Raw genomic sequence first — 21,421 nt, forward strand, 5'->3', positions numbered from 1 at the left:
TAAAAATACTGTGTTTAATGGAGGGAGTGAACGTGATGAAAACGATTTGTCTTGTGGAAGATGAACAAGATTTACTACAAGTACTTTCGATTTATTTAGAGAAAAGTGGCTGGAATGTGGTAACATGCGATACTTTATACAAAGCTTTAAATCAGCTGCATGTCCATATAGATTGTTGGGTAGTAGATATCATGCTTCCAGATGGTAGCGGGTTTGAATTGTTGAAAGAAATTAAAAAGCTCGATGTTCATACGCCAGTAATTTTAATTTCTGCAAGAGGTGAAAGTATAGATCGGGTTATAGGTTTTGAAATTGGGTGTGATGACTATATCACAAAACCTTTTTTACCAGCAGAATTAGTTCTTCGTGTAAAGAAGATCTTGCAGAGCACACCTATGCAAAATCAAACGGAATTTAAAATAGTAGGACCTTATAAAATAGATGAAAAGCGAAGGTTAATCTTGGTAGAAGAACAAGAGTTGGATGTGACAAGTCGGGAATTTGATATTATCCAATTTTTTGTAGAACATAATCGAGCTGCTATCCCTAGGGAGTTATTGTTACAGCAAATTTGGGGAGAGGATTATTTCGGCAGTGAACGTGTTGTGGATAATTACATTAAAAAAATTCGTCAGAAACTGCCGCTATTTCATATAGAAACGATATACGGTTTTGGCTATCGGTGCAATGTATGAAAAAACGTCAGACATGGCTTGCGTCAAAAATCACTATATTAATGGCTGTTTTTATTACACTGATGAGTATTGCTAGTGTCGCAATCGTATACTTTTGGTCGTATTATTATTTCGGACAGATTTTTGAAGATCGTATTATCGATGAATATACGTATGAAAAGAATGAAGAACGTGGCGTATATAATGAATGGATTTTAGGTGTGACAGCGCACAGTATCGATATAGTTGAAGCTATTCATGGTCAGCCCACCGCGGAATATATCATGGATCACGCAGTGGCACAGATGGAGGAAAGTAAAGTATACCGTGAAAAAGTAGATGGTAAATATTTATTGTACAAAATCGATTTGGATTATGAAAATGGTGAAAAAGTATATAAATACTCCGTTGTTAAAGATATTTACCGTGAAATTCTACCCAAAATGTTATTGTGGTTTTTGGCTATTACCGCATTCATCTTTATTTTGTCTGTATTACTCACACGAATGATCACGAACAAGCTTTATCATAATATTCATGAATTAAAACGGTATATGATGCAGACTGACACAAAAAGCTGGGACACGGAACTTGTGTTGGAAACAGAAGATGCAGATATTCAAGAATTAGCTTCATCGTTTTCCGCTATGAAATACAATTTGAAACAGAGAGATTTGGCACAGCAGTCCACGTTGCGATATATTTCTCATGAATTAAAGACTCCCATTATGATCATATCCAGTTATGCCGAATCCGCAAAAGAGGGAATTTATCCGAAAGGGTCTATAGACGAAACACTAGAAACCATTACACAACAAACGTCTAGGATAGAAAGTAGAGTAGAGGACTTACTATTTATTGCAAAGTCAAATGCTGAAATACTTCAAAATGGTCGAGATATCCAACTTGTACAGTTGGATGAACTCATTGAACAAGTTGCCGAAAACCTCAACGTATATTCATCCGGCTTAACGGTCGATTTGCAACTCGCTAAGCAGTTGACAGTGATAGGCTATCGTCATGAATTAGAAATTTTAATCGAAAATATGCTAGACAATCAAATAAAATATGCGAGAAGACTGCTATCCATCCGTTGTGTAAAGGAAGATGGCAAAGCTGTACTTTATTTTCATAATGATGGACAAGCTATTGATTCTTCGATTAAAGATAAATTATTTACTCCGTTTACGAAAGGCGAGGCCGGAGCACATGGTCTAGGTTTATCAATAGTTAAAGAGATTGCAGAAAAGCATCAAGGATCGATCGAGTTGTTGAAGCAGTCAAGTGGAGTCACATTTAAAATTATTATAAGAAATTGTAAATGAAGTTGTAGAAAAGAGCTGATGATTTATGTACAGCTCTTTTCTGCATTACTTTTTTTGTCTCATCTCGCTCAATAAATCATCAATCTGTCTCTGCATTTTAATAAACTTATCATCTTCGATTTCCTCATCTACTAATGCAAGATAAGCCGCTAGCGTCGTAATCGCTTGGCCGAACAAGCCGATAGATTCACCGAGCAATGCTAATTTCGCGATTTGTTTTTCACTTTCACGCATAGGAATCCCTCCATAGCCGTTTTCTTTAAGTTATGATGAAGCCTTTATTCTCGTTCAAGTGTGTGAACAAACAAAAAAGGTCTAACTAGGTTCGAGTGTGGCATAGACATGATAATACTGTAAAAAGGAGAGTGTTCTATATGTATAACGAACAGGAAGCACGCACGATTACTGTTTTTGGTGAAGGGGCAGTAAAAGTCTCGCCTAGTACGGTTCATATTGTACTATCTGTTATATCTAGAGGTACGGAACTCGCAGAAATCCAGCAAGAAAATGCTAGACGTATGAATCAAGTAATTCAGTCGCTGCAAAAGGCGGGCATTGCGGAAACGTCTATTCAAACAATTGATTTTCAAATTCGACCAGTCTATGAGTATATTAACGGCGAACAGCGCTTTCAGGGCTATGAAGTGATTAATTCCATCCGCATTACAAGTAATGAACTTTCACGAACAGGAGAACTCGTCGATCTTGCGGTCAAAAATGGTGCGAATCAAATCGGCTCGATCGAATTCACGATGCCGGACCAAGATGAACAATATCAGCAAGCGTTAGTACTAGCTCTGCAAGATGCAGAGACAAAGATGATTACGATTGGAACTTCATTGAAATTACAGAACCGACCCATTCCTATGAAGATTGAAGAACAGCATACATCTCAACCGGTAGCATTTCGTGCGATGGCTATGGCGGATACCGGCAGAACACCAATCGAGTCCGGCACGATTACAATCAGCGCAAGTCTGCAAGTGAAATATCAAATCGTCTAGTATGTCAATTGGCAGTCTGCGACTAGGATGAAAGAGACGGTCCGTATGGATGTTCACTTCAGCATAAATGAATTGGAGATGACAGGGAAGCTAAGTTGTGGGCTAGCTTGCGAACGAACATCAGCTATCCATTACACATCACGGAGCGACGTGATCATGCGAAAGAACTGGCGCAGAAATTTACTGGACAAGCCAACGTGTCGTTATTGCTCATCATGATAGAATGATGAGCAAGGTGGTTTCCAGCATTCACTAGTTTACGGTAAGTGAAATCGTATATTGCAACAGAAAGAAAAACTGTAGACTTTGGCTCCGTTCAATTGAATGACGCACACCAACGTTATTTTGCAAGTAATTGTTATTTCGGCTTGGATGTTTCATTGGCAGCTAGTCCGTCTACTATTAAAGAGACGTTAGATAAATGGAAGCTTGGCAGCTTGGCAGCGTAGTGTTTGCTTTGACTGTAGCGCATAGATTACTAACCCTCAAACCTTTTAACGCGGTAATTCAAAACGATGCAGATGCACGCGTGCTCTATGTTGTCTGGATAATCACCGTCAGTAATCAAGTGCATTGAAATGAATCAAGCAGTAGGTCGCCATACCGACGGGGGATATATTGGAACAACTACTGATCAGCCAGTCATTTGCGAAGTAGATCAGCAGAAATGGTATGTGGCGGATAAATTGCAAGTGTACTAGCTTCATATCATTCATGGCGTCAAGGTGGAATCGATTGAGAATGCTGTGCTATAGTGAAAGGAACAAAGCAGGCAGGTGATTACAATGCAAAAGAAGAGAAGACAAGTCATTAGAAAAGGAAATGTGGTTGTTTTCCCTGGAACACTCGAACGTCTTCATCGGCAAGGTAGACAAGCAATGGAACGTGATCTTCATGAAGAAGCGGTCCGGAATTTCGAATCTGTATTGGAAATTAATCCAGAAGATTACACAGTTTTCGATGGTCTGGCTATTTCTTTATATGAAATGAAAGAGTATGAACGAGCGAAAGAATTTACCCTTCTGGCTATGCAAAACCAAGCAGGCGATTACATAGAGTTACTTGAGCTTTATCTTTCGATCTCGATTCAGTTACAGCAATACGCCGAGGTAGAGCTGACGATACAAGGTCTTTTGGAGAAAGAAATCATTCCAGAATATAGCTTGCAGAAGTTCCAATATTTGCGGGAATTGAATAGTCGATTATCTGATCGTTATGAAGAACCTTCTATTGAGGAGCCCTCTATTACAAGCGAGCAATTTCACCAAATGGGATCGATGGAACAACAGGAATTCTTATTATCGTTGCAACATCAGAAATTACAGCCGCATATACCGTTGCTCGTAGAGGTAATTGAAGCAGAGGAATCGTTACCTGTTGTCAAGACCTATGCATTGATGTTATTGCAACAAACGGGATACCAAGAGTCGCTAGCTGTTCGAAAATACCACTTTGAGACTGAAGCTAATCCATCAAGACTAGTGTCACCCGAAGAAGATCAATTTATTGGAGAAGTGCAGTTTCTCGCGAAAGCGCAATTTGAGAAAGATCCAACCGCTAGTGAACTGGTCGTCAATCTGATCCTTAAGTATAGTGTCTTGCTGTTTCCATTCCACTGGGGTCCTTACACGACGGAAGAGGTGGCAGGAGCGTATGTAGCGTATACAAAGCAGTTATTGTATGGTAAGCAGACGGAGGAATCTTCATTACTGACGTTCATACGTTCGGTAGATGAAGAAATGGAAAGCTGACAGTGATTAATTCTTGAAAGATGAATAGACTATGTTATACTAAAATGGTTGTCAACTGCTTATCTGTCCTCAGCAACGTTGTCGCTACTTACAGGTGAAACAAAATAAGCTGATTCAGGTAAAGCCTTCAAAGAGTGTCGAAGATTTTTTAGGATGTACAGAAAAAGTTCAGATACAATCATGCGAAGGTATAATTGATTAAAATAAAAATAAAAGTATTGCAAATGATTTGGAGGTCATACATATGACAGTTAAATGGGAAAAATTAGAAGGTAGTGAAGGGAAACTTACGTTTGAAGTTTCCGTAGATCGTTTCAACGAAGCATTAGACGAAGCGTTCAAAAAAGTAGTTAAGAAAGTACAGGCACCTGGTTTCCGTAAAGGGAAAATGCCACGTAAAATGTTCAACAAAATGTACGGTGAAGAATCACTTTACAACGATGCAATCGATATCGTACTACCTGGAGCATACTCTGCTGCAGTAGACGAAGCAGACGTTGATCCAATCGCAGCTCCTGAAATCGACATCGAAAAGCTAGAAAAAGGCGAACCTGTCGTTTTCACTGCTGTTGTCGCTCTTAAGCCAGAAGTTACGCTTGGAGAATACAAAGGTCTTGAAGTAACTCGTAAAGCAGTTGAAGTTACAGACGAGGAAGTAGACGCGCAGCTTGAACAACGTACTGAAGCACTAGCAGAAATGGTAGTCAAAGAAGACGGCGTTGTTGAAAATGGCGATACAGCTACAATCGATTTCGAAGGATTCGCTAATGGCGAAGCATTCGAAGGCGGGCAGTCTGAAAACTACGAACTTGAAGTAGGTTCTGGTTCATTCATTCCAGGATTCGAAGAGCAAGTAGTAGGCATGAAAACAGGAGAAGAAAAAGAAATTGAAATTACTTTCCCTGAAGAATATCACGCTACTGAATTAGCTGGAAAGCCTGCTATATTCAAAGTGAAAGTTAATGAAATCAAGTCTAAAGAAGTTCCTGAACTTGATGATGAGTTAGCAAAAGAGATCGATGAAAGCGTATCTTCAGTAGAAGAACTACGTACGAAGTTGAAAGAAGAAGCTGAAGAAGTGAAAAAGAATGATTCTGAAACAGCTCTTCGTGACGATTTAGTAGAACAAGCTGCAAGCAACGCTGAAATGGAAATCCCACAAGCGATGATCGATTCAGAAACGGATCGTATGATGCAGGACTTCGAACAACGTCTACAAATGCAAGGTATGAACTTAGATCTTTACTTCCAGTTCTCTGGTCAAGACGAGCAAACACTTCGCGACCAGATGAAAGACGACGCGTTAAGCCGCGTTCGCGTTTCATTGACACTTGAAGCAATCGGCGCTACTGAAAAAGTAGAAGTTCCAGAAGAAGAAGTAAATGCTGAGCTTGAAAAGATGTCTGAGCAATTCGGTATGGACGTTGAGCAAATCAAGACAACTCTTGGTGGCACATCTGTACTTGAGAACGATCTTCGCTTCAATAAAACAGTACAACTACTTGTTGATAACGCTAAAATCATCGACTAATCTTTCTATATGAATGTAACAAGGTACGGTTTGTCCGTACCTTGTTTTTCTTAAATGAAACAACTTCATGTATAGACTTTGGGAAACTCCATAAGCTAGAACATAAATAATGATACATATCAGGCTGGTAGTTATCGGTCATTAAGTTCTAAATAGTTGATTAAGTCATGTTAATCTTGTAGTATATTCACTTGAATAGGGGTGAGCATAATGTTCAAATTTAATGATGAAAACGATAACCTGAGCTGTTCTTTTTGCGGAAAATCTCAAGAGCAAGTCCGTAAATTAGTAGCAGGTCAAGGTGTTTATATTTGTGATGAATGCGTTGAACTTTGTGCGGAAATCGTGGAAGAGGAAGTCGGTCTTGAAGAAGGCTTCGAGCTAAAAGACGTTCCAAAACCAAGAGAGATCCAAGGTATCCTCGATGATTATATTATCGGGCAAGATCGCGCAAAGAAATCACTCGCAGTAGCAGTATACAATCATTACAAACGGGTGAATTCAAGCAGTAAAATTGATGATGTCGAGCTGGCTAAATCCAATATCGTCTTAATCGGCCCAACTGGTAGCGGTAAAACATTACTTGCGCAAACGTTGGCTCGTATTTTGGATGTACCATTCGCGATTGCAGATGCGACTTCATTAACTGAAGCAGGCTACGTTGGGGAAGACGTAGAGAATATTCTCTTGAAATTGATTCAAGCAGCGGACTTCGATATTGATAAAGCTGAAAAAGGAATTATCTACATTGATGAAATCGACAAAGTAGCTCGTAAATCTGAGAACGCATCGATTACTCGTGACGTATCCGGTGAAGGTGTACAACAAGCTTTGTTGAAGATTCTTGAAGGAACAGTTGCTAGCGTACCACCACAAGGCGGTCGTAAACATCCTCATCAAGAATTCTTGCAAATCGATACGACGAATATCTTATTTGTCGTAGGTGGAGCTTTTGATGGCATCGAAGATATCGTTAAACGCCGTATTGGCCGTAAAGTGATCGGCTTCGGCTCTGAATCCAAGCAAGAGATCAACGAAGAAGATAGCCTATTGGCTAAACTGATTCCTGAAGATCTCCAGTCATATGGTTTGATTCCAGAATTCATCGGCCGTTTGCCTGTGATTGCAACTCTCGATACATTAGATGCGGATACATTGTATCAAATTCTAACTGAACCGAAAAATGCGATCGTAAAACAATACCAAAAGATGGTCGAACTGGATGATGTAGAACTTCAATTTGAAGATGACGCATTGATTGAAATTGCGAAAGAAGCGATCGCTCGTAAAACGGGTGCACGTGGACTTCGTTCGATTATCGAAAACATCATGTTGGATGTAATGTACGATCTTCCTTCACTTGAAGAAGTGAAGAAATGTATCATTACGAAGGACTCTGTTCTTGGTAAGTCGACTCCGATCTTGCACAGAGAAGATGGATCTATATACGAATCAGATAGCGAAAAAAATACCGCATAACGCCGAAAAGGCAAAAGGGCCGGCTCCACCGATGCGTATCTTATACGTTCGGCAGTCGGCTTTTTCTTACATAAGATTTCATTTAAGCAGCACACATACATAAACATAATTATTTGGAGGTGGCTTATCATGCCGACGATTCAAAAGCAGAACATCCCATTATTGCCACTTCGCGGAGTGATAGTTTATCCGACGATGCTTTTACATATTGATGTGGGTCGAGAACGCTCAATTTTCGCCATTGAACATTCATTAGCAGATAATCATCAGGTTTTCCTTGCGACGCAGAAAGATTTGAGTTTGGAAAATCCGGAAAAAGAAGATTTGCATGAATTAGGTACTCTGGCGAGTATCAAATCAATGACTCAATTACCAAATGGTACGTACCGTGTGTTAATCGAAGGCATACATAGAGCAGAATGGAGCAGTTACCAAGAAGCTGACCTGTATCCAGTTGTCAATGTCACATGTTACGAAGAGAATGAAGAAATAGACGCGCAAGCAGAAGCGCTGATGCGGTCACTTGTTGCACAGTTCAAACGATATGCGAAGAATAGCAAACGGATTTCAGACGAAACACTGGAGACGGTTGAAAGCATTCAAGAGCCGGGTAGATTAGCGGACATGATCGCATCCAACTTGCCATTAAAACTAACTGCCAAACAAGAAGTGCTAGAGATTCTAAACGTGCCTGAACGTTTGGAATGGCTAATCAGTCGAATGTATAATGAACAGGAAATTATGGAGCTTGAACAAAAAATTAATGAACGCGTGAAGGAAGCAATGGAACGTACACAAAAAGAGTTTTACTTACGCGAACAATTAAAGGCGATTCAAACTGAGCTAGGCGATAAAGATGGTAAAGGTCTAGAAGTGTCCGAACTGAAAAAGAAAATCGAAGAAGCCAATATGCCGCAATCCGTGAGAGAGGCAGCAGAGCGCGAATTGGAACGTTATGAAAAAATCCCTTCTGTTTCAGCTGAAAGTGGCATTATTCGTAATTATATTGAATGGCTCATTATGCTGCCATGGACTCATGCGACAGAAGATCAACTAGATTTGTCTCGTTCAGAAGATATATTGAATCGTGATCATGAAGGTTTGGAAAACGTTAAAGAACGGATTCTTGAATACCTCGCTGTACGTCAGATGACAAATTCTCTGCGTGGACCGATTCTTTGTCTAGATGGTCCTCCAGGTGTGGGTAAAACTTCGTTAGCCCGTTCTATCGCCGAGTCACTAGGACGTGAATTTGTACGTTTATCACTAGGTGGTGTCCGTGATGAGTCTGAAATCCGTGGTCATCGCCGAACGTATGTAGGCGCTATGCCTGGGCGTATTATCCAAAGCATGAAAAAAGCGGGCACTGTCAACCCGGTCTTCTTACTCGATGAAATCGATAAAATGTCCAATGATTTCCGAGGAGATCCATCGTCTGCCATGCTGGAAGTGCTCGATCCTGAACAAAACAGTAGTTTTAGCGATCATTATATAGAAGAGCCTTATGATCTTTCTAGTGTATTATTCATTGCGACGTCAAATGATCTGGGGGCTATTCCCGGACCACTGCGAGATCGTATGGAAATTATTTCGATTCCTGGTTATACAGAACAGGAGAAACAATCGATCGCTATTAATCATTTGATTCCCAAACAGATGAAAGAACATGGACTAAAGAGATCACAACTTCGTTTCCAGAAAGAAGCAGTACTGGAAGTCGTACGATACTATACACGCGAAGCTGGTGTACGTTCACTTGAGCGAGAAATCGCAAGCATTTGTCGTAAAGCTGCGCGCCAAATTCTAGCAGGCGATAAGAAGAGCTTAACAGTGAGCCCGAAATCTTTAGAAGTGTTACTTGGCAAAAAACGTTTCCGGTTTGGGCAGGCAGAAACGGTGAATCAAGTCGGTATGGCAACTGGACTTGCCTATACAACTGTCGGAGGGGATACATTGCAAATTGAAGTATCTCTATCCCCAGGTAAAGGTAAATTATTGCTGACAGGTAAACTTGGGGATGTCATGAAGGAATCAGCACAAACGGCATTATCCTATGTTCGTTCAAAAGCCATGACATTTGATATTGATCCTGATTTCCATGAAAAATGGGATATTCATATTCACGTCCCAGAAGGTGCAACGCCAAAAGATGGACCTTCCGCGGGTATTACTATCGTCACGGCACTCGTATCCTCATTGACAGAACGCCCGATACGCCGTGAAGTCGGTATGACAGGAGAAGTGACACTGCGTGGACGTGTGCTGCCAATTGGTGGACTAAAACAAAAGACGCTTAGTGCTCACCGTGCAGGACTGCGTACGATCATCATCCCGTCTGATAATGAACGCGATTTGGATGATATTCCAGGTAGTGTAAGAAAAGAATTAACATTTAAACTAGTATCGGATGCTCATGAAGTACTCGATATCGCTTTGGAGGAAAAGAAATGAAAGTCCATAACGTTGAAATGATTATGAGTGCGGTTAGACCTGAACAATACCCAACAGAAGGTTATCCTGAATTTGCTTTAGCCGGGCGTTCAAATGTAGGTAAATCTTCCTTCATTAACAAAATGATTGGGCGTAAAAGCTTGGCACGTACATCTTCAAAACCAGGGAAGACCCAAACACTCAATTTCTATAAAATCGAAGAAAAATTATTTTTCGTTGACGTACCAGGGTACGGCTATGCGAAAGTTTCGAAAACCGAAAAAGAAAAATGGGGCGGTATGATCGAACAATACATCACGTCACGTGAAGAATTACGTGCAGTAGTACAGATTGTTGATTTGCGCCATCCACCGACAAAAGATGACTGCATGATGCACGACTTCCTGTCTCATTACAATATCCCTACGATCGTCATTGCAACAAAAGCAGATAAAATACCTAAAGGTAAATGGGAAAAACATAAGAAGATCGTGCGTACAACATTTAACATGGAAATACACGAGCCGCTAATCCTGTTTTCATCTGAAAAGGGAATGGGTATGGATGAAGCATGGCGTGAAATTGAAAGTCGCATGTAAGTAATGAGTTGTTATGATGGAATTGCTACATTATGACTTCAAACGTTGTTCACAATTTGCATTCCGACTAAAGCGCTATGTATGTTATAATGAATGTACGAAAAAGATTCCGAAAGGTGTGAGCACCTAATGTATACAGTCGTTGTCGGTGTTAACCACCGAACCGCCCCTGTCGAAATTAGAGAGAAGCTATCATTCGTTGAGGCTGATTTGCCACAAGCGATGCAAACATTGCAACAACAAAAGAGCATCTTAGAAAACGTCATTGTTTCTACTTGTAACCGCACAGAAATCTATGCGGTGGTTGATCAGATTCATACTGGACGATATTATATAAAAAAATTCCTTGCTGATTGGTTCTCTATTCCTATGGAGGAATTCTCCAGTCACTTAATTATTCATGAAGAAGATGGTGCAGTGGAACACTTATTACGTGTAACTGCAGGCATTGATTCCATGGTACTCGGTGAAACGCAAATATTAGGACAAGTTCGCAGTAGTTTTTTCGCTGCACAAAATATTGGTACAACAGGTACCGTATTTAATGAATTATTCAAACAAGCGATCACAACAGCGAAGAGAGCACATACCGACACAGCAATTGGTGAAAACGCCGTGTCAGTTTCTTATGCAGCAGTAGAACTGGGTAGAAAGATTTTCGGTTCACTAAAGGATAAGCATATTGCCATTCTTGGTGCAGGTACGATGGGTGAATTAGCAGTTGAGAACTTGCAGGGAAGTGGTGTTGGGAAGATTACCGTAATCAACCGAACATTCTCTAAGGCAGAAATTCTAGCGGCGAAATTTAATGGTGAAGCGAAATCTATGCAAGAGTTGCAGTGTTTGTTACTCGAAGCGGATATTTTAATCAGTTCAACGGGCGCTACTGAATACGTTATCGATTATGAATTAATGGATTATGTCGAGAGACTACGTAAAGGCAAGCCGCTATTCATGGTGGATATCGCTGTGCCACGTGATCTTGATCCGAAAATTGGTGAATTGAGCAGTGTATTCTTGTATGATATCGATGATCTTCAAGGTATTGTCGAAGCAAACTTGGCTGAACGTAAGCGTGCAGCTGATGAGATCGGTCTGATGATTGAACAAGAAGTTGTTGCGTTCAAAGAATGGTTAACAACACTTGGCGTCGTGCCGATGATTTCTGCACTACGCAAGAAGGCGAGTCGTATTCAGAGTGAAACAATGATCAGCATTGAAAATAAAATGCCGGATTTAACAGAACGTGAAAAGAAGGTTCTGAACAAGCATACAAAGTCGATTATTAATCAATTATTAAAAGAACCTATTCTACAGGCTAAAGAATTATCTACTGATAAAAAAGCAGCGGAGAAACTCGCACTTTTCGAACAAATCTTTGGAATTTCCGAAGATGTCGTAACAGAAAAGGAACAGCTGGCATTACAAGCAAAAGAACGTCTTCAAAAACGTGCTGATCAAAAATCAGATGTTTTTGATGTGACGAACTTACATTATCAACACTAATCCCAGGTGGTTCTGTATCTGTCTTTCACAAGAACGGTACAGGCCCACTTTTTTAATGCAGGTAAATATACTATATATGTATAAGTATTCATGTCACTAGTAAAAAGATGCTTTCCATGGATGCAATTATTTGCAGTATCACCCTCTCATTTGAGACAATGAAGACGAACACACCTTACTATCAAAAGAGAGGTTTTCGCTTGAAAGGCAGAGAATAGCATATGGTTGATTTAACCGTCGCAAGACTTCAGGAATTCATGATTGTTCTTTATGCCCTCGGTCTTGTTTTTTACTTTATTGATTACTTGAAGAAGTCAAAAGCTGTCCAACGTATTGCTTTTTGGCTCATCGTTACCGTATGGCTTACACAAACCGCAATTTTATCACTTTATATTATTCAGATGAAACGCTTTCCTGTATTATCGTTAGTTGAAGGAATATATTTTTATGTGTGGTTGCTGGTCACATTATCTATCGTGTTCCAGTTGATTTATAAAGTAAACTTCATGGTGTTTTTCACAAATATTATTGGATTTGCATTTTTAATGATTCATGTCTTTTCCAATTTGAAATACACAGCATCCACTGTTGGTGATTCGCTCATTTCAGAAGTACTATTTGTTCATATTACGTCAGCAATCCTCTCGTATGCAGTGTTCGCATTAGCATTTGTTTTTGCGGTATTATATTTGATTGTATATAACGTATTGAAAAGTAAAAAGTTTGGAAAACGATTTTCCAGTCTACCTAATTTACATCAGACCATGACGGGGATGAAAATGTCGATTTATACCGGCATTCCGATTTTATTCGTTAGTTTATTATTCGGAGTTCAATGGGCGTACGTAGCGCTTGAACACTGGTCTCCTTTTGATGTGAAAATTATGGGGTCATTTGCAGTATTACTCATCTATTCTTCAGTTATTTATTTCAACTATAAGGGAAAGCTTCAATCAATGGAGTTTGCCTGGATGACGATATTTGCATTTCTCTTAACGGTCGTTAATTTCTTTTTGGGCAGTACGCTGTCACAATTTCATTTATGGATATAGGAAAGGAAGAGTTTTGTGAGAAAAATTATTGTAGGTTCACGAAGAAGTAAACTAGCATTAACTCAAACGAAATGGTTCATCGAACAAATGAAGCAGGCGGGTGCACCATTTGAGTTTGAAGTAAAAGAAATCGTGACGAAAGGCGATCAAATTTTGGACGTCATGTTGTCAAAAGTTGGCGGTAAAGGATTATTCGTAAAAGAAATTCAGCAAGCATTATTTGATAAAGAAATTGATTTTGCCGTACATAGCATGAAAGATATGCCTGCGGTAATTCCAGACGGTTTGACTGTCGGCTGTATTCCTAAACGTGTAGATCCACGCGATGCATACATCGCAAACGATCATGTTCGCTTCATGGACTTGCCAATCGGAGCGGTTGTCGGTACATCTAGTCTTCGTCGCAGTTCACAGTTATTAATGTTGCGTCCAGATATTGAAATTAAGTGGATTCGCGGTAACATTGATACACGCTTGCGTAAATTACGTGACGGTGAATTTGACGCAATTCTCTTAGCGGCTGCAGGACTTAAGCGTATGGGTTGGGATGATAACATCGTCACAGAACACCTCTCGCTTGAAGATTGTATCCCAGCAGTAGGACAAGGTGCATTAGCGATTGAATGTCGTGAAGATGATGCAGAATTACTAAATGAACTGGCGAAACTCACGGATGAGAAGACTTGGGTTGAGTTACAGGCTGAGCGCACATTCCTTAATGAAATGGACGGTTCTTGCCAAGTGCCTATCGGTGGATTTGCAACGTATGATGGTAATGAAGTGGAAATGACTGGCTTCATCGCGTCTCCGGATGCAATTCAAGTGTTCCGTGAAACGGTGAAAGGAACAGATCCTGTTGCAGTTGGTAAAGAAGTTAGCAGAATTTTACGTGACCAAGGTGCTGCTGAAGTAATCGAGAAAGTGAAGGCGGAAATGGATGCGTAACGCATTACCGTTAGCAGGAGAAACGGTTATTTTCACCGGAACACCAAAATCTACGGAAGCGGCCGAACTTGTGAAAAAGTACGGCGGCATTCCGGTTTCGATTCCCCTTATTGAAGTGGGAGAAATACAGAAGAAGGCTGATCAGCAAAAGTTGCAACAAGCAATGAAAGCTGATTGGCTCATTTTTACGAGCCAATCAGCAGTTGCTGCATTCCGTGCGAAGATGTTACGGTTCAATGTAACAGCGGATACGTTTAACGGAAAAGTTGCCGCGGTCGGAACGCGAACAGCGGCTGCGCTAGATCGACTTGGTTTTGCTGTATCTTTCATTCCTAGCGTGTTTAGTGCAGATGTTTTCGTCAAACAGTTTAATCCGAAAAAGTCAGAACGATTACATGTGGTCTTTTTGAAAGGTTCTCTCGCAGGAAGTTTAATTCGTGAGGAGTTGCCGTTTCATGTATCGGAATGGACAGTCTATGAGACCAAGAGTGCAACGAGTGAAATAGATAAATTGAGTCGCTTTATACTTCATAAAAATCAGGTGTCCGTACTGTTCGCAAGTCCGTCAGCGGTGGAAGTGTTCTCTTCACGTATTGCACCGAAAACGACGTGGTTTGGCTTTACGGTTTGCGCAATTGGACATGTTACGGAGCGTGCACTGTTAAAAGTAGGTGCGCCCGTTCACGTCAAACCTGAAACGTATACATTAGTCGAGCTAGTCCATGAACTGGCCAAACGAAAGGGAGAATTCAAATGAATCCAATAGAATTTAAGCGTCATCGTAGACTTCGTGCACATCCGACCGTTCGAGCGATGGTAAGAGAGACGGAAATTAAAGCAGCGGATTTCATTTATCCTATCTTTGTTACAGAAGGCGAGAACGTACGTAATCCTATCGCTTCCATGCCAGGAGTAGATCAGTTTTCAATTGATTTATTATTGAAAGAGACGGATGAAGTAGTCGAATTAGGTATTTCCTCTATTATTTTATTCGGTATTCCTTCCGAAAAGGACGCAACCGGTTCTGAAGCATATGACGACGAAGGAATCATTCAGCGTGCAACACGCGCAGTGAAAGAACGTCACCCGCAATTAGTCGTAGTAGCAGATACTTGCTTATGCGAGTATACAGATCACGGTCACTGTGGCGTTATTCATGACAATGATGTAGATAATGATGCCAGCCTTGTATTGCTTGCCAAGACAGCGGTCAGTCAAGCGAAAGCGGGAGCGGATATTATTGCGCCATCGAATATGATGGACGGATTTGTGGCAGTTATTCGTCAAGCACTAGATGATGCAGGGTTCCAAAACATTCCGATCATGTCGTATGCAGTTAAATATGCATCTGCTTATTACGGTCCGTTCCGTGAAGCAGCGCAATCCACACCACAATTTGGTGATCGTAAAACGTATCAAATGGATCCGGCAAACCGTATGGAGGCCATGCGTGAAGCGGAAACTGATATTCTTGAAGGTGCGGACTTCTTAATTGTTAAGCCGGCATTGTCTTACCTTGATATCATTCGCGACGTGAAGAATCATGTATTATTGCCTGTCGTAGCCTATAATGTCAGTGGAGAATATGCTATGGTCAAAGCTGCTGCATTAAATGGCTGGGTAGATGAGAAGAAAATTGTATTAGAAACGTTAACAAGTATGAAGCGTGCAGGCGCAGATATCATCATGACGTATCATGCAAAAGATGCTGCTCGCTGGTTGGAGGAGAAGTAATATGGGACAAAAAACATATACAAAATCTAAACAGGCATTCAAAGAAGCAGTTGAGTTAATGCCAGGTGGCGTCAACTCACCAGTTCGTGGATTCAAATCAGTCAACATGGATCCCATCTTTATGGAAAGTGGTAAAGGTGCGATTATTAAGGATATCGATGGCAATGAATATATAGATTACATTCTGTCTTGGGGTCCTCTAATCCTAGGACACACACACCCTGATGTAGTATCAGCAATTCAGAAAGTAGCTGAAACAGGTACAAGTTTCGGAGCACCTACTCTTCTAGAAAATGAATTGGCAGAGCTAGTAATCGACCGTGTACCATCCATCGAAATGGTACGTATGGTATCTTCCGGTACGGAGGCGACGATGAGTGCACTTCGTTTAGCTCGAGGCTATACGAAGCGTAATAAAATCCTCAAATTCGAAGGCTGCTATCATGGCCATGCGGATTCCTTGCTCATTAAAGCGGGATCCGGTGTTGCTACATTAGGTTTACCTGATAGCCCTGGAGTACCTGAATCGATTGCGTCTAACACAATCACGGTTCCATATAACGACCTTGAAAGTGTTAAATTGGCTATTAAAGAGTACGGGGACGACCTTGCTGCAATTATTGTAGAACCAGTTGCAGGAAACATGGGTGTTGTAGGACCTGATAACGGCTTCCTTAAAGGCTTACGTGAGTTGACAGAAGAAAATGGTTCATTACTAATCTTTGATGAAGTCATGACCGGATTCCGTGTAGGGTATAAATGTGCACAAGGTCATTTCAACATCAAACCGGACCTAACATGTCTTGGTAAAGTAATTGGTGGTGGACTGCCTGTAGGAGCGTATGGCGGTTCTCGCGAGATTATGGAACATGTAGCGCCTGCAGGAACTATTTATCAGGCGGGTACATTGTCTGGTAATCCATTAGCAATGACAGCAGGTATTGAAACGTTGAGAAAGTTGACACCGAAAACATACGAACACTTCATCAAGCTTGGCGATCAGTTGGAAGAAGGCTTCCGCGCAGCAGCGAAAGCTAATAATATTCCGCATACCGTCAACCGTGCAGGTTCGATGATCGGGTTCTTCTTTACGGATCAACGTGTTAATAACTACGATAAAGCGAAGACATCTGATTTGGAGTTGTTTGCAGAGTATTACCGTCTGATGGCAGAAGAAGGTATTTTATTACCGCCTTCCCAATTCGAAGGAATGTTCTTGTCAGCAGCACACACAGAAGAACACATCGCGAAAACTGTGGAAGCATTCCATACAGTGTTTGAGAAATTGAAGCGATAATGATGAAGCGTCAGGCAAAGTTATTTGCTTGGCGCTTTTTTTGATAAAAATTTGTGGAATAGCGCGGTAGCCATTATTTCATTTCCAATCTACGCTATACTTCACTTCTAAACTCCTCCATTTTTTCATATAGTAGCCTGAGTTAAGAAAAGGAGTGAAGCGAAAATGACGACGCATCAATGGACATTGCATGAGTCTTTTTATTTCCCTGCTGAGTATGGGGCATTTGCTGAATCGGCTGAGGTAAAGGTGACACCAGGGTTTACGGAGGATCGTACGGAAGAAGCGGTCCGTTTGCAAGGGATCTATCATATCGCGGCAAACGTTGTATTTGATGCAGACAAGCAAGTGGAATTGATAACTGAAGATGTATTAGTGATTAATGACGTGGAAGTAGAAAATAGTAAAGGGTATTTTGAATACGCTGTGCCTTTAAATGTTGATCTGCCGGTAGAACTCGATGGAGACTTGCAACTTGAAGTGACAGATATTAAAACTTCATCACAAGAAGACGGAGGGTTGAAGCTCGAGTGGACTGTTCACTTGAAACAGGAAAAGCCTGTACAAGAACCGGTTGTTATTGAAGAAGAGCCCGCAGCACCACAGTTCGTGGCTGCATCGACTTCTCATATGGAGTTTCTCGCAAATGCTGACCGTGCGGTGGAACAAGTAAATAATGAAATGGAAGACTTTCTCTTATACATCGCCGAGATGGATGACGATGTAACGAGAAAGATCTTCCATTCAAATAATGTTTTTGTAGAAGCAGAAGGACAAAGCAGCGAGTAAGCAAAATATTAAAAAGTCGCCGGTCGTCGGGACAATGAGCAAACGGATCAACTGAAACACAGTTAATGGGATGATACAGCCTTTACAGTAAAATCTCGTTTTCCGTAGCCATGGCGGCAATAGATATGGGTTATAACCTCTTCGCATCGTTCACCATCCTTTCTCTATAGACTACTATTCAGTTGACGGACTCTACATGTTTCGCGTATAATAATGGGTATATGAATATAAATGCGAAGAGTAGGAAAGTACATGTGAACCGTTTTCTTTAGAGAGGGTGCGATTGGTGGAACGTACCTGGAAACAACATATGGAAGTCCCCTATGAGCAGTTTCTGTGAAGTTGTAGTAGCAGGATCCGGTGAACACCGTTACCAAATCATGAAGATGTAATGCTTTTTAGCGTTCATAAATAAAGGTGGTACCACGAGCTCCTTCGTCCTTTTACCGGGATGAGTGGGGCTTTTTTGTATCCCTTTTTATTTGAAGGAGGAACTGAAATGACTGATGAATTGACGATGCCGACTAAATACGATCCACAGGCAGTTGAAAAAGGACGTTATGAATGGTGGCTTAAAGGGAAGTATTTTGAATCGGATGTAACAAGCGAAAAAGAACCATACACAATTGTGATTCCACCACCGAACGTCACAGGTAAGCTTCACTTAGGGCACGCTTGGGATACGACGTTACAAGACATGCTCATCCGCATGAAGCGTATGCAAGGGTATGATGCGTTGTGGCTGCCAGGAATGGACCATGCTGGAATTGCGACACAAGCGAGAGTAGAAGAAAAACTTCGCGCTGAAGGCAAAACACGTTATGATCTTGGCCGTGAAAACTTCGTACAGGAAACATGGAAATGGAAAGAAGAATATGCGAGCCATATCCGTGCACAATGGGCGAAACTTGGTCTGGCTCTCGATTACTCCCAAGAGCGTTTTACTTTGGATGAAGGTTTGTCAAAAGCAGTACGCGAAGTATTCGTTAAGTTGTATGAGAAAAAGCTGATCTATCGCGGTGAATACATCATCAACTGGGATCCTGCGACAAAGACGGCGATATCTGATATTGAGGTTATCCATAAAGATGTGCAGGGTGCATTCTATCATATGCGCTACCCACTGACAGATGGCACAGGCTCAATTGAAATAGCGACAACACGTCCTGAAACGATGCTCGGTGATACAGCTGTTGCGGTTCATCCGGATGACGAACGCTACCAGCATTTAATCGGTAAAATGGTTTCATTACCGATCGTAGGACGCGAGATTCCGATCGTCGCGGATGACTACGTAGAAATGGACTTCGGAAGCGGCGCAGTAAAAATCACACCAGCGCATGACCCGAATGACTTTGAAATAGGTAACCGTCATAACTTGCCACGTGTGTTGGTGATGAATGAAGATGGCACGATGAATAAATTAGCAGGTAAGTATGAAGGTATGGATCGTTTCGAATGCCGTAAACAAATCGTCAAAGACTTACAAGAGATGAATGTGCTATTTGAAATTGAAGATCATATGCACTCTGTCGGACACTCGGAACGAAGCGGCGCAGTAGTGGAGCCTTACCTTTCTACACAGTGGTTCGTCAATATGCAGCCACTTGCTGAGCAAGCAATCAATCTTCAGAAAAATGAAGAAGAAAAAGTAACGTTTGTGCCTGAACGTTTCGAGAAAACATACTTGGGTTGGATGGAAAACGTACACGACTGGTGTATTTCTCGTCAACTATGGTGGGGTCACCGAATTCCGGCTTGGTACCACAACACAACAGGCGAAATTTATGTGGGTCAAGAAGCACCAGCTGATGAAGAAAACTGGACACAAGACAATGACGTACTGGATACTTGGTTCTCATCTGCTCTATGGCCGTTCTCGACTATGGGCTGGCCAGATGTTGACAGCGAAACGTTCAAAAAATATTACCCGACAGATGCCCTTGTTACAGGATATGATATTATCTTCTTTTGGGTGTCCCGCATGATCTTCCAAGCACTTGAATTCACAGAAGAGCGTCCATTCAAGGATGTCTTGATTCATGGATTAGTACGCGCGGAAGACGGGCGAAAAATGTCTAAATCTCTTGGCAACGGTGTAGATCCAATGGACGTAATTGAGCAATACGGTGCAGATGCATTGCGTTACTTCCTAGCAACAGGTTCTTCACCAGGACAAGATCTGCGTTACTCTACAGAAAAAGTAGAAGCGATTTGGAACTTTGCCAATAAAATTTGGAATGCTTCCCGTTTCGCATTAATGAATATGGACGGTATGACGTATGAAGAAATCGATCTATCAGGAGAGAAATCCGTTGCAGATGTATGGATCTTAACTCGTCTGAATGAAACGATTGAATCAGTAACTAGCTTAGCTGACCGTTATGAGTTCGGTGAAATGGGTCGCGCGTTATATAACTTCATCTGGGATGATTTCTGTGACTGGTATATCGAAATGGCGAAATTGCCACTACACGGTGAAGATGAAGCAGCGAAAAAAATGACACGTTCGGTTCTTGCGCATGTTCTAGATCAGACGATGCGTTTATTGCACCCATTGATGCCTTTCATTACAGAAGAGATTTGGCAGAACCTTCCACATGAAGGAGAGTCAATCACTGTAGCGAAGTGGCCAGAAGTAGATGCAACGATGATGGACAAGTCCCGTGCTTCGAATATGAAACTGTTGATGGACATTATCAAATCCGTACGTACTATCCGTGCAGAAGTGAATACACCGATGAGTCGTAAAGTCGATTTGTATATTTCGGCGAAAGATGAGAAGACGGTGGCGGTACTGGAAGAGAATCGTAACTATATTGTGCGTTTCTGTAATCCAGAAACGTTGACGATTGGCGTGAAGGTGAATGCGCCAGGCAAGACGATGTCAGCAGTCGTGACGGGGGCAGAGTTGTATTTGCCGCTTGAAGGATTGATTGATATTGAGGAAGAGTTAGCTCGTTTGACGAAGGAACTCGGCAAGTGGCAAGGAGAAGTAAAGCGGGTTCAGGGCAAGTTGTCGAATGAACGTTTTACTGCCAAGGCGCCTGAGTCAGTTGTTGAGGAAGAACGTGCGAAAGAGAAGGATTATTTGGAAAAGTATGCGGCGGTTGAACGTCGTATTGCGGAACTGAAGGAAATTTAAAAGTAGTTTGAAGAAGGTGAAAGCCCATTTGACAGCGCGATGCTGTTGGATGGGCTTTTGTCGTTTGGGGTTGGTGAGGGTTAAGGGAAGAGAGATAGGGATTTACGCTTCGTAAGGGACGCTTTCCAGGGGCTTCTCCTACGCTCCTAACCCAAAATCA

20 protein-coding genes and 1 other annotated feature are annotated in these 21,421 nt (G+C 41.4%); of the genes, 19 read left to right on the forward strand and 1 reads right to left on the reverse strand.

What is annotated here, in order from left to right; all coding sequences use genetic code 11:
- Positions 1-35: 35 nt before the first annotated feature.
- Together CSV74_RS04515 and CSV74_RS04520 are read left to right on the forward strand one after the other, a co-directional pair.
- Complete coding sequence (locus CSV74_RS04515) at positions 36-695, forward strand: response regulator transcription factor (RefSeq protein WP_233190781.1); 660 nt, start codon at positions 36-38, stop codon at positions 693-695.
- Complete coding sequence (locus CSV74_RS04520) at positions 692-1,999, forward strand: sensor histidine kinase (protein ID WP_099690729.1); 1,308 nt, start codon at positions 692-694, stop codon at positions 1,997-1,999. The genes CSV74_RS04515 and CSV74_RS04520 overlap by 4 nt, the downstream gene beginning before the upstream one ends.
- A 45-nt stretch (positions 2,000-2,044) precedes the next feature.
- On the opposite strand, the gene CSV74_RS04525 is transcribed toward CSV74_RS04520, so the two are convergent.
- A complete protein-coding gene (locus tag CSV74_RS04525; RefSeq protein WP_029053650.1) occupies positions 2,045-2,233 on the reverse strand; it encodes a hypothetical protein in 189 nt (62 codons plus the stop codon).
- 140 nt (positions 2,234-2,373) lie between these two features.
- Here CSV74_RS04525 and CSV74_RS04530 point away from each other — a divergent pair, with 140 nt between their 5' ends.
- The 17 genes from CSV74_RS04530 (at position 2,374) to CSV74_RS04605 (ending at position 21,261) form a co-directional block, all read left to right on the forward strand.
- Positions 2,374-3,003: an SIMPL domain-containing protein gene (locus CSV74_RS04530; protein ID WP_051210503.1), complete on the forward strand. Its 630-nt coding sequence runs from the start codon at positions 2,374-2,376 to the stop codon at positions 3,001-3,003.
- A 95-nt stretch (positions 3,004-3,098) separates the two neighbouring features.
- Positions 3,099-3,230, forward strand: coding sequence for a hypothetical protein (locus tag CSV74_RS16985; protein WP_255408321.1), 132 nt, complete (start codon positions 3,099-3,101; stop codon positions 3,228-3,230).
- Positions 3,231-3,269: 39 nt separating this feature from the next.
- Positions 3,270-3,452, forward strand: a complete 183-nt coding sequence (locus CSV74_RS04535; RefSeq protein ID WP_099690730.1) for a hypothetical protein — start codon at positions 3,270-3,272, stop codon at positions 3,450-3,452.
- Between the two features lie 129 nt (positions 3,453-3,581).
- Positions 3,582-3,704: a hypothetical protein gene (locus CSV74_RS16990; RefSeq protein ID WP_255408322.1), complete on the forward strand. Its 123-nt coding sequence runs from the start codon at positions 3,582-3,584 to the stop codon at positions 3,702-3,704.
- Positions 3,705-3,788: 84 nt separating this feature from the next.
- Complete coding sequence (locus tag CSV74_RS04540; RefSeq protein ID WP_029053652.1) at positions 3,789-4,754, forward strand: tetratricopeptide repeat protein; 966 nt, start codon at positions 3,789-3,791, stop codon at positions 4,752-4,754.
- Between the two features lie 244 nt (positions 4,755-4,998).
- On the forward strand, positions 4,999-6,285 hold the full coding sequence (gene tig, locus CSV74_RS04545; RefSeq protein WP_099690731.1) for a trigger factor: 1,287 nt from the start codon (positions 4,999-5,001) through the stop codon (positions 6,283-6,285).
- Positions 6,286-6,495: 210 nt separating this feature from the next.
- Positions 6,496-7,764 (forward strand): ATP-dependent protease ATP-binding subunit ClpX, encoded by a 1,269-nt coding sequence (clpX, locus tag CSV74_RS04550; protein ID WP_099670011.1) that lies wholly within the window; start codon positions 6,496-6,498, stop codon positions 7,762-7,764.
- 129 nt (positions 7,765-7,893) lie between these two features.
- Complete coding sequence (gene lon / locus CSV74_RS04555) at positions 7,894-10,215, forward strand: endopeptidase La (RefSeq protein WP_099690732.1); 2,322 nt, start codon at positions 7,894-7,896, stop codon at positions 10,213-10,215.
- The gene (gene yihA, locus CSV74_RS04560) at positions 10,212-10,793 is read left to right on the forward strand and encodes a ribosome biogenesis GTP-binding protein YihA/YsxC (RefSeq protein WP_029053656.1); all 582 of its coding nucleotides are present in this window, start codon (positions 10,212-10,214) and stop codon (positions 10,791-10,793) included. Before lon ends, yihA begins: the two co-directional genes overlap by 4 nt.
- Positions 10,794-10,922: 129 nt before the next feature.
- Positions 10,923-12,299 carry a glutamyl-tRNA reductase gene (gene hemA, locus CSV74_RS04565; protein ID WP_099690733.1) on the forward strand — a complete coding sequence of 459 codons (1,377 nt, stop codon included), beginning with the start codon at positions 10,923-10,925 and terminating at the stop codon, positions 12,297-12,299.
- A 221-nt stretch (positions 12,300-12,520) separates the two neighbouring features.
- Positions 12,521-13,351, forward strand: a complete 831-nt coding sequence (gene ccsA / locus CSV74_RS04570; RefSeq protein ID WP_099670014.1) for a cytochrome c biogenesis protein CcsA — start codon at positions 12,521-12,523, stop codon at positions 13,349-13,351.
- A gap of 15 nt (positions 13,352-13,366) precedes the next feature.
- On the forward strand, positions 13,367-14,296 hold the full coding sequence (gene hemC / locus CSV74_RS04575; protein WP_099690734.1) for a hydroxymethylbilane synthase: 930 nt from the start codon (positions 13,367-13,369) through the stop codon (positions 14,294-14,296).
- On the forward strand, positions 14,289-15,053 hold the full coding sequence (locus CSV74_RS04580; protein ID WP_029053660.1) for a uroporphyrinogen-III synthase: 765 nt from the start codon (positions 14,289-14,291) through the stop codon (positions 15,051-15,053). Before hemC ends, CSV74_RS04580 begins: the two co-directional genes overlap by 8 nt.
- Positions 15,050-16,030, forward strand: a complete 981-nt coding sequence (gene hemB, locus CSV74_RS04585; RefSeq protein ID WP_099690735.1) for a porphobilinogen synthase — start codon at positions 15,050-15,052, stop codon at positions 16,028-16,030. Before CSV74_RS04580 ends, hemB begins: the two co-directional genes overlap by 4 nt.
- A 1-nt stretch (position 16,031) precedes the next feature.
- Positions 16,032-17,327: a glutamate-1-semialdehyde 2,1-aminomutase gene (gene hemL / locus CSV74_RS04590; protein WP_099690736.1), complete on the forward strand. Its 1,296-nt coding sequence runs from the start codon at positions 16,032-16,034 to the stop codon at positions 17,325-17,327.
- A 165-nt stretch (positions 17,328-17,492) separates the two neighbouring features.
- Positions 17,493-18,116 carry a hypothetical protein gene (locus CSV74_RS04595; protein ID WP_099690737.1) on the forward strand — a complete coding sequence of 208 codons (624 nt, stop codon included), beginning with the start codon at positions 17,493-17,495 and terminating at the stop codon, positions 18,114-18,116.
- Between the two features lie 227 nt (positions 18,117-18,343).
- Positions 18,344-18,562 (forward strand) — a binding site (T-box leader).
- Between the two features lie 53 nt (positions 18,563-18,615).
- On the forward strand, positions 18,616-21,261 hold the full coding sequence (locus tag CSV74_RS04605) for a valine--tRNA ligase (RefSeq protein WP_099690738.1): 2,646 nt from the start codon (positions 18,616-18,618) through the stop codon (positions 21,259-21,261).
- Positions 21,262-21,421 lie beyond the last annotated feature (160 nt).

The organism is Sporosarcina sp. P19, from assembly GCF_002743165.1.
GTDB classification, from domain to species: Bacteria; Bacillota; Bacilli; order Bacillales_A; family Planococcaceae; genus Sporosarcina; species Sporosarcina ureae.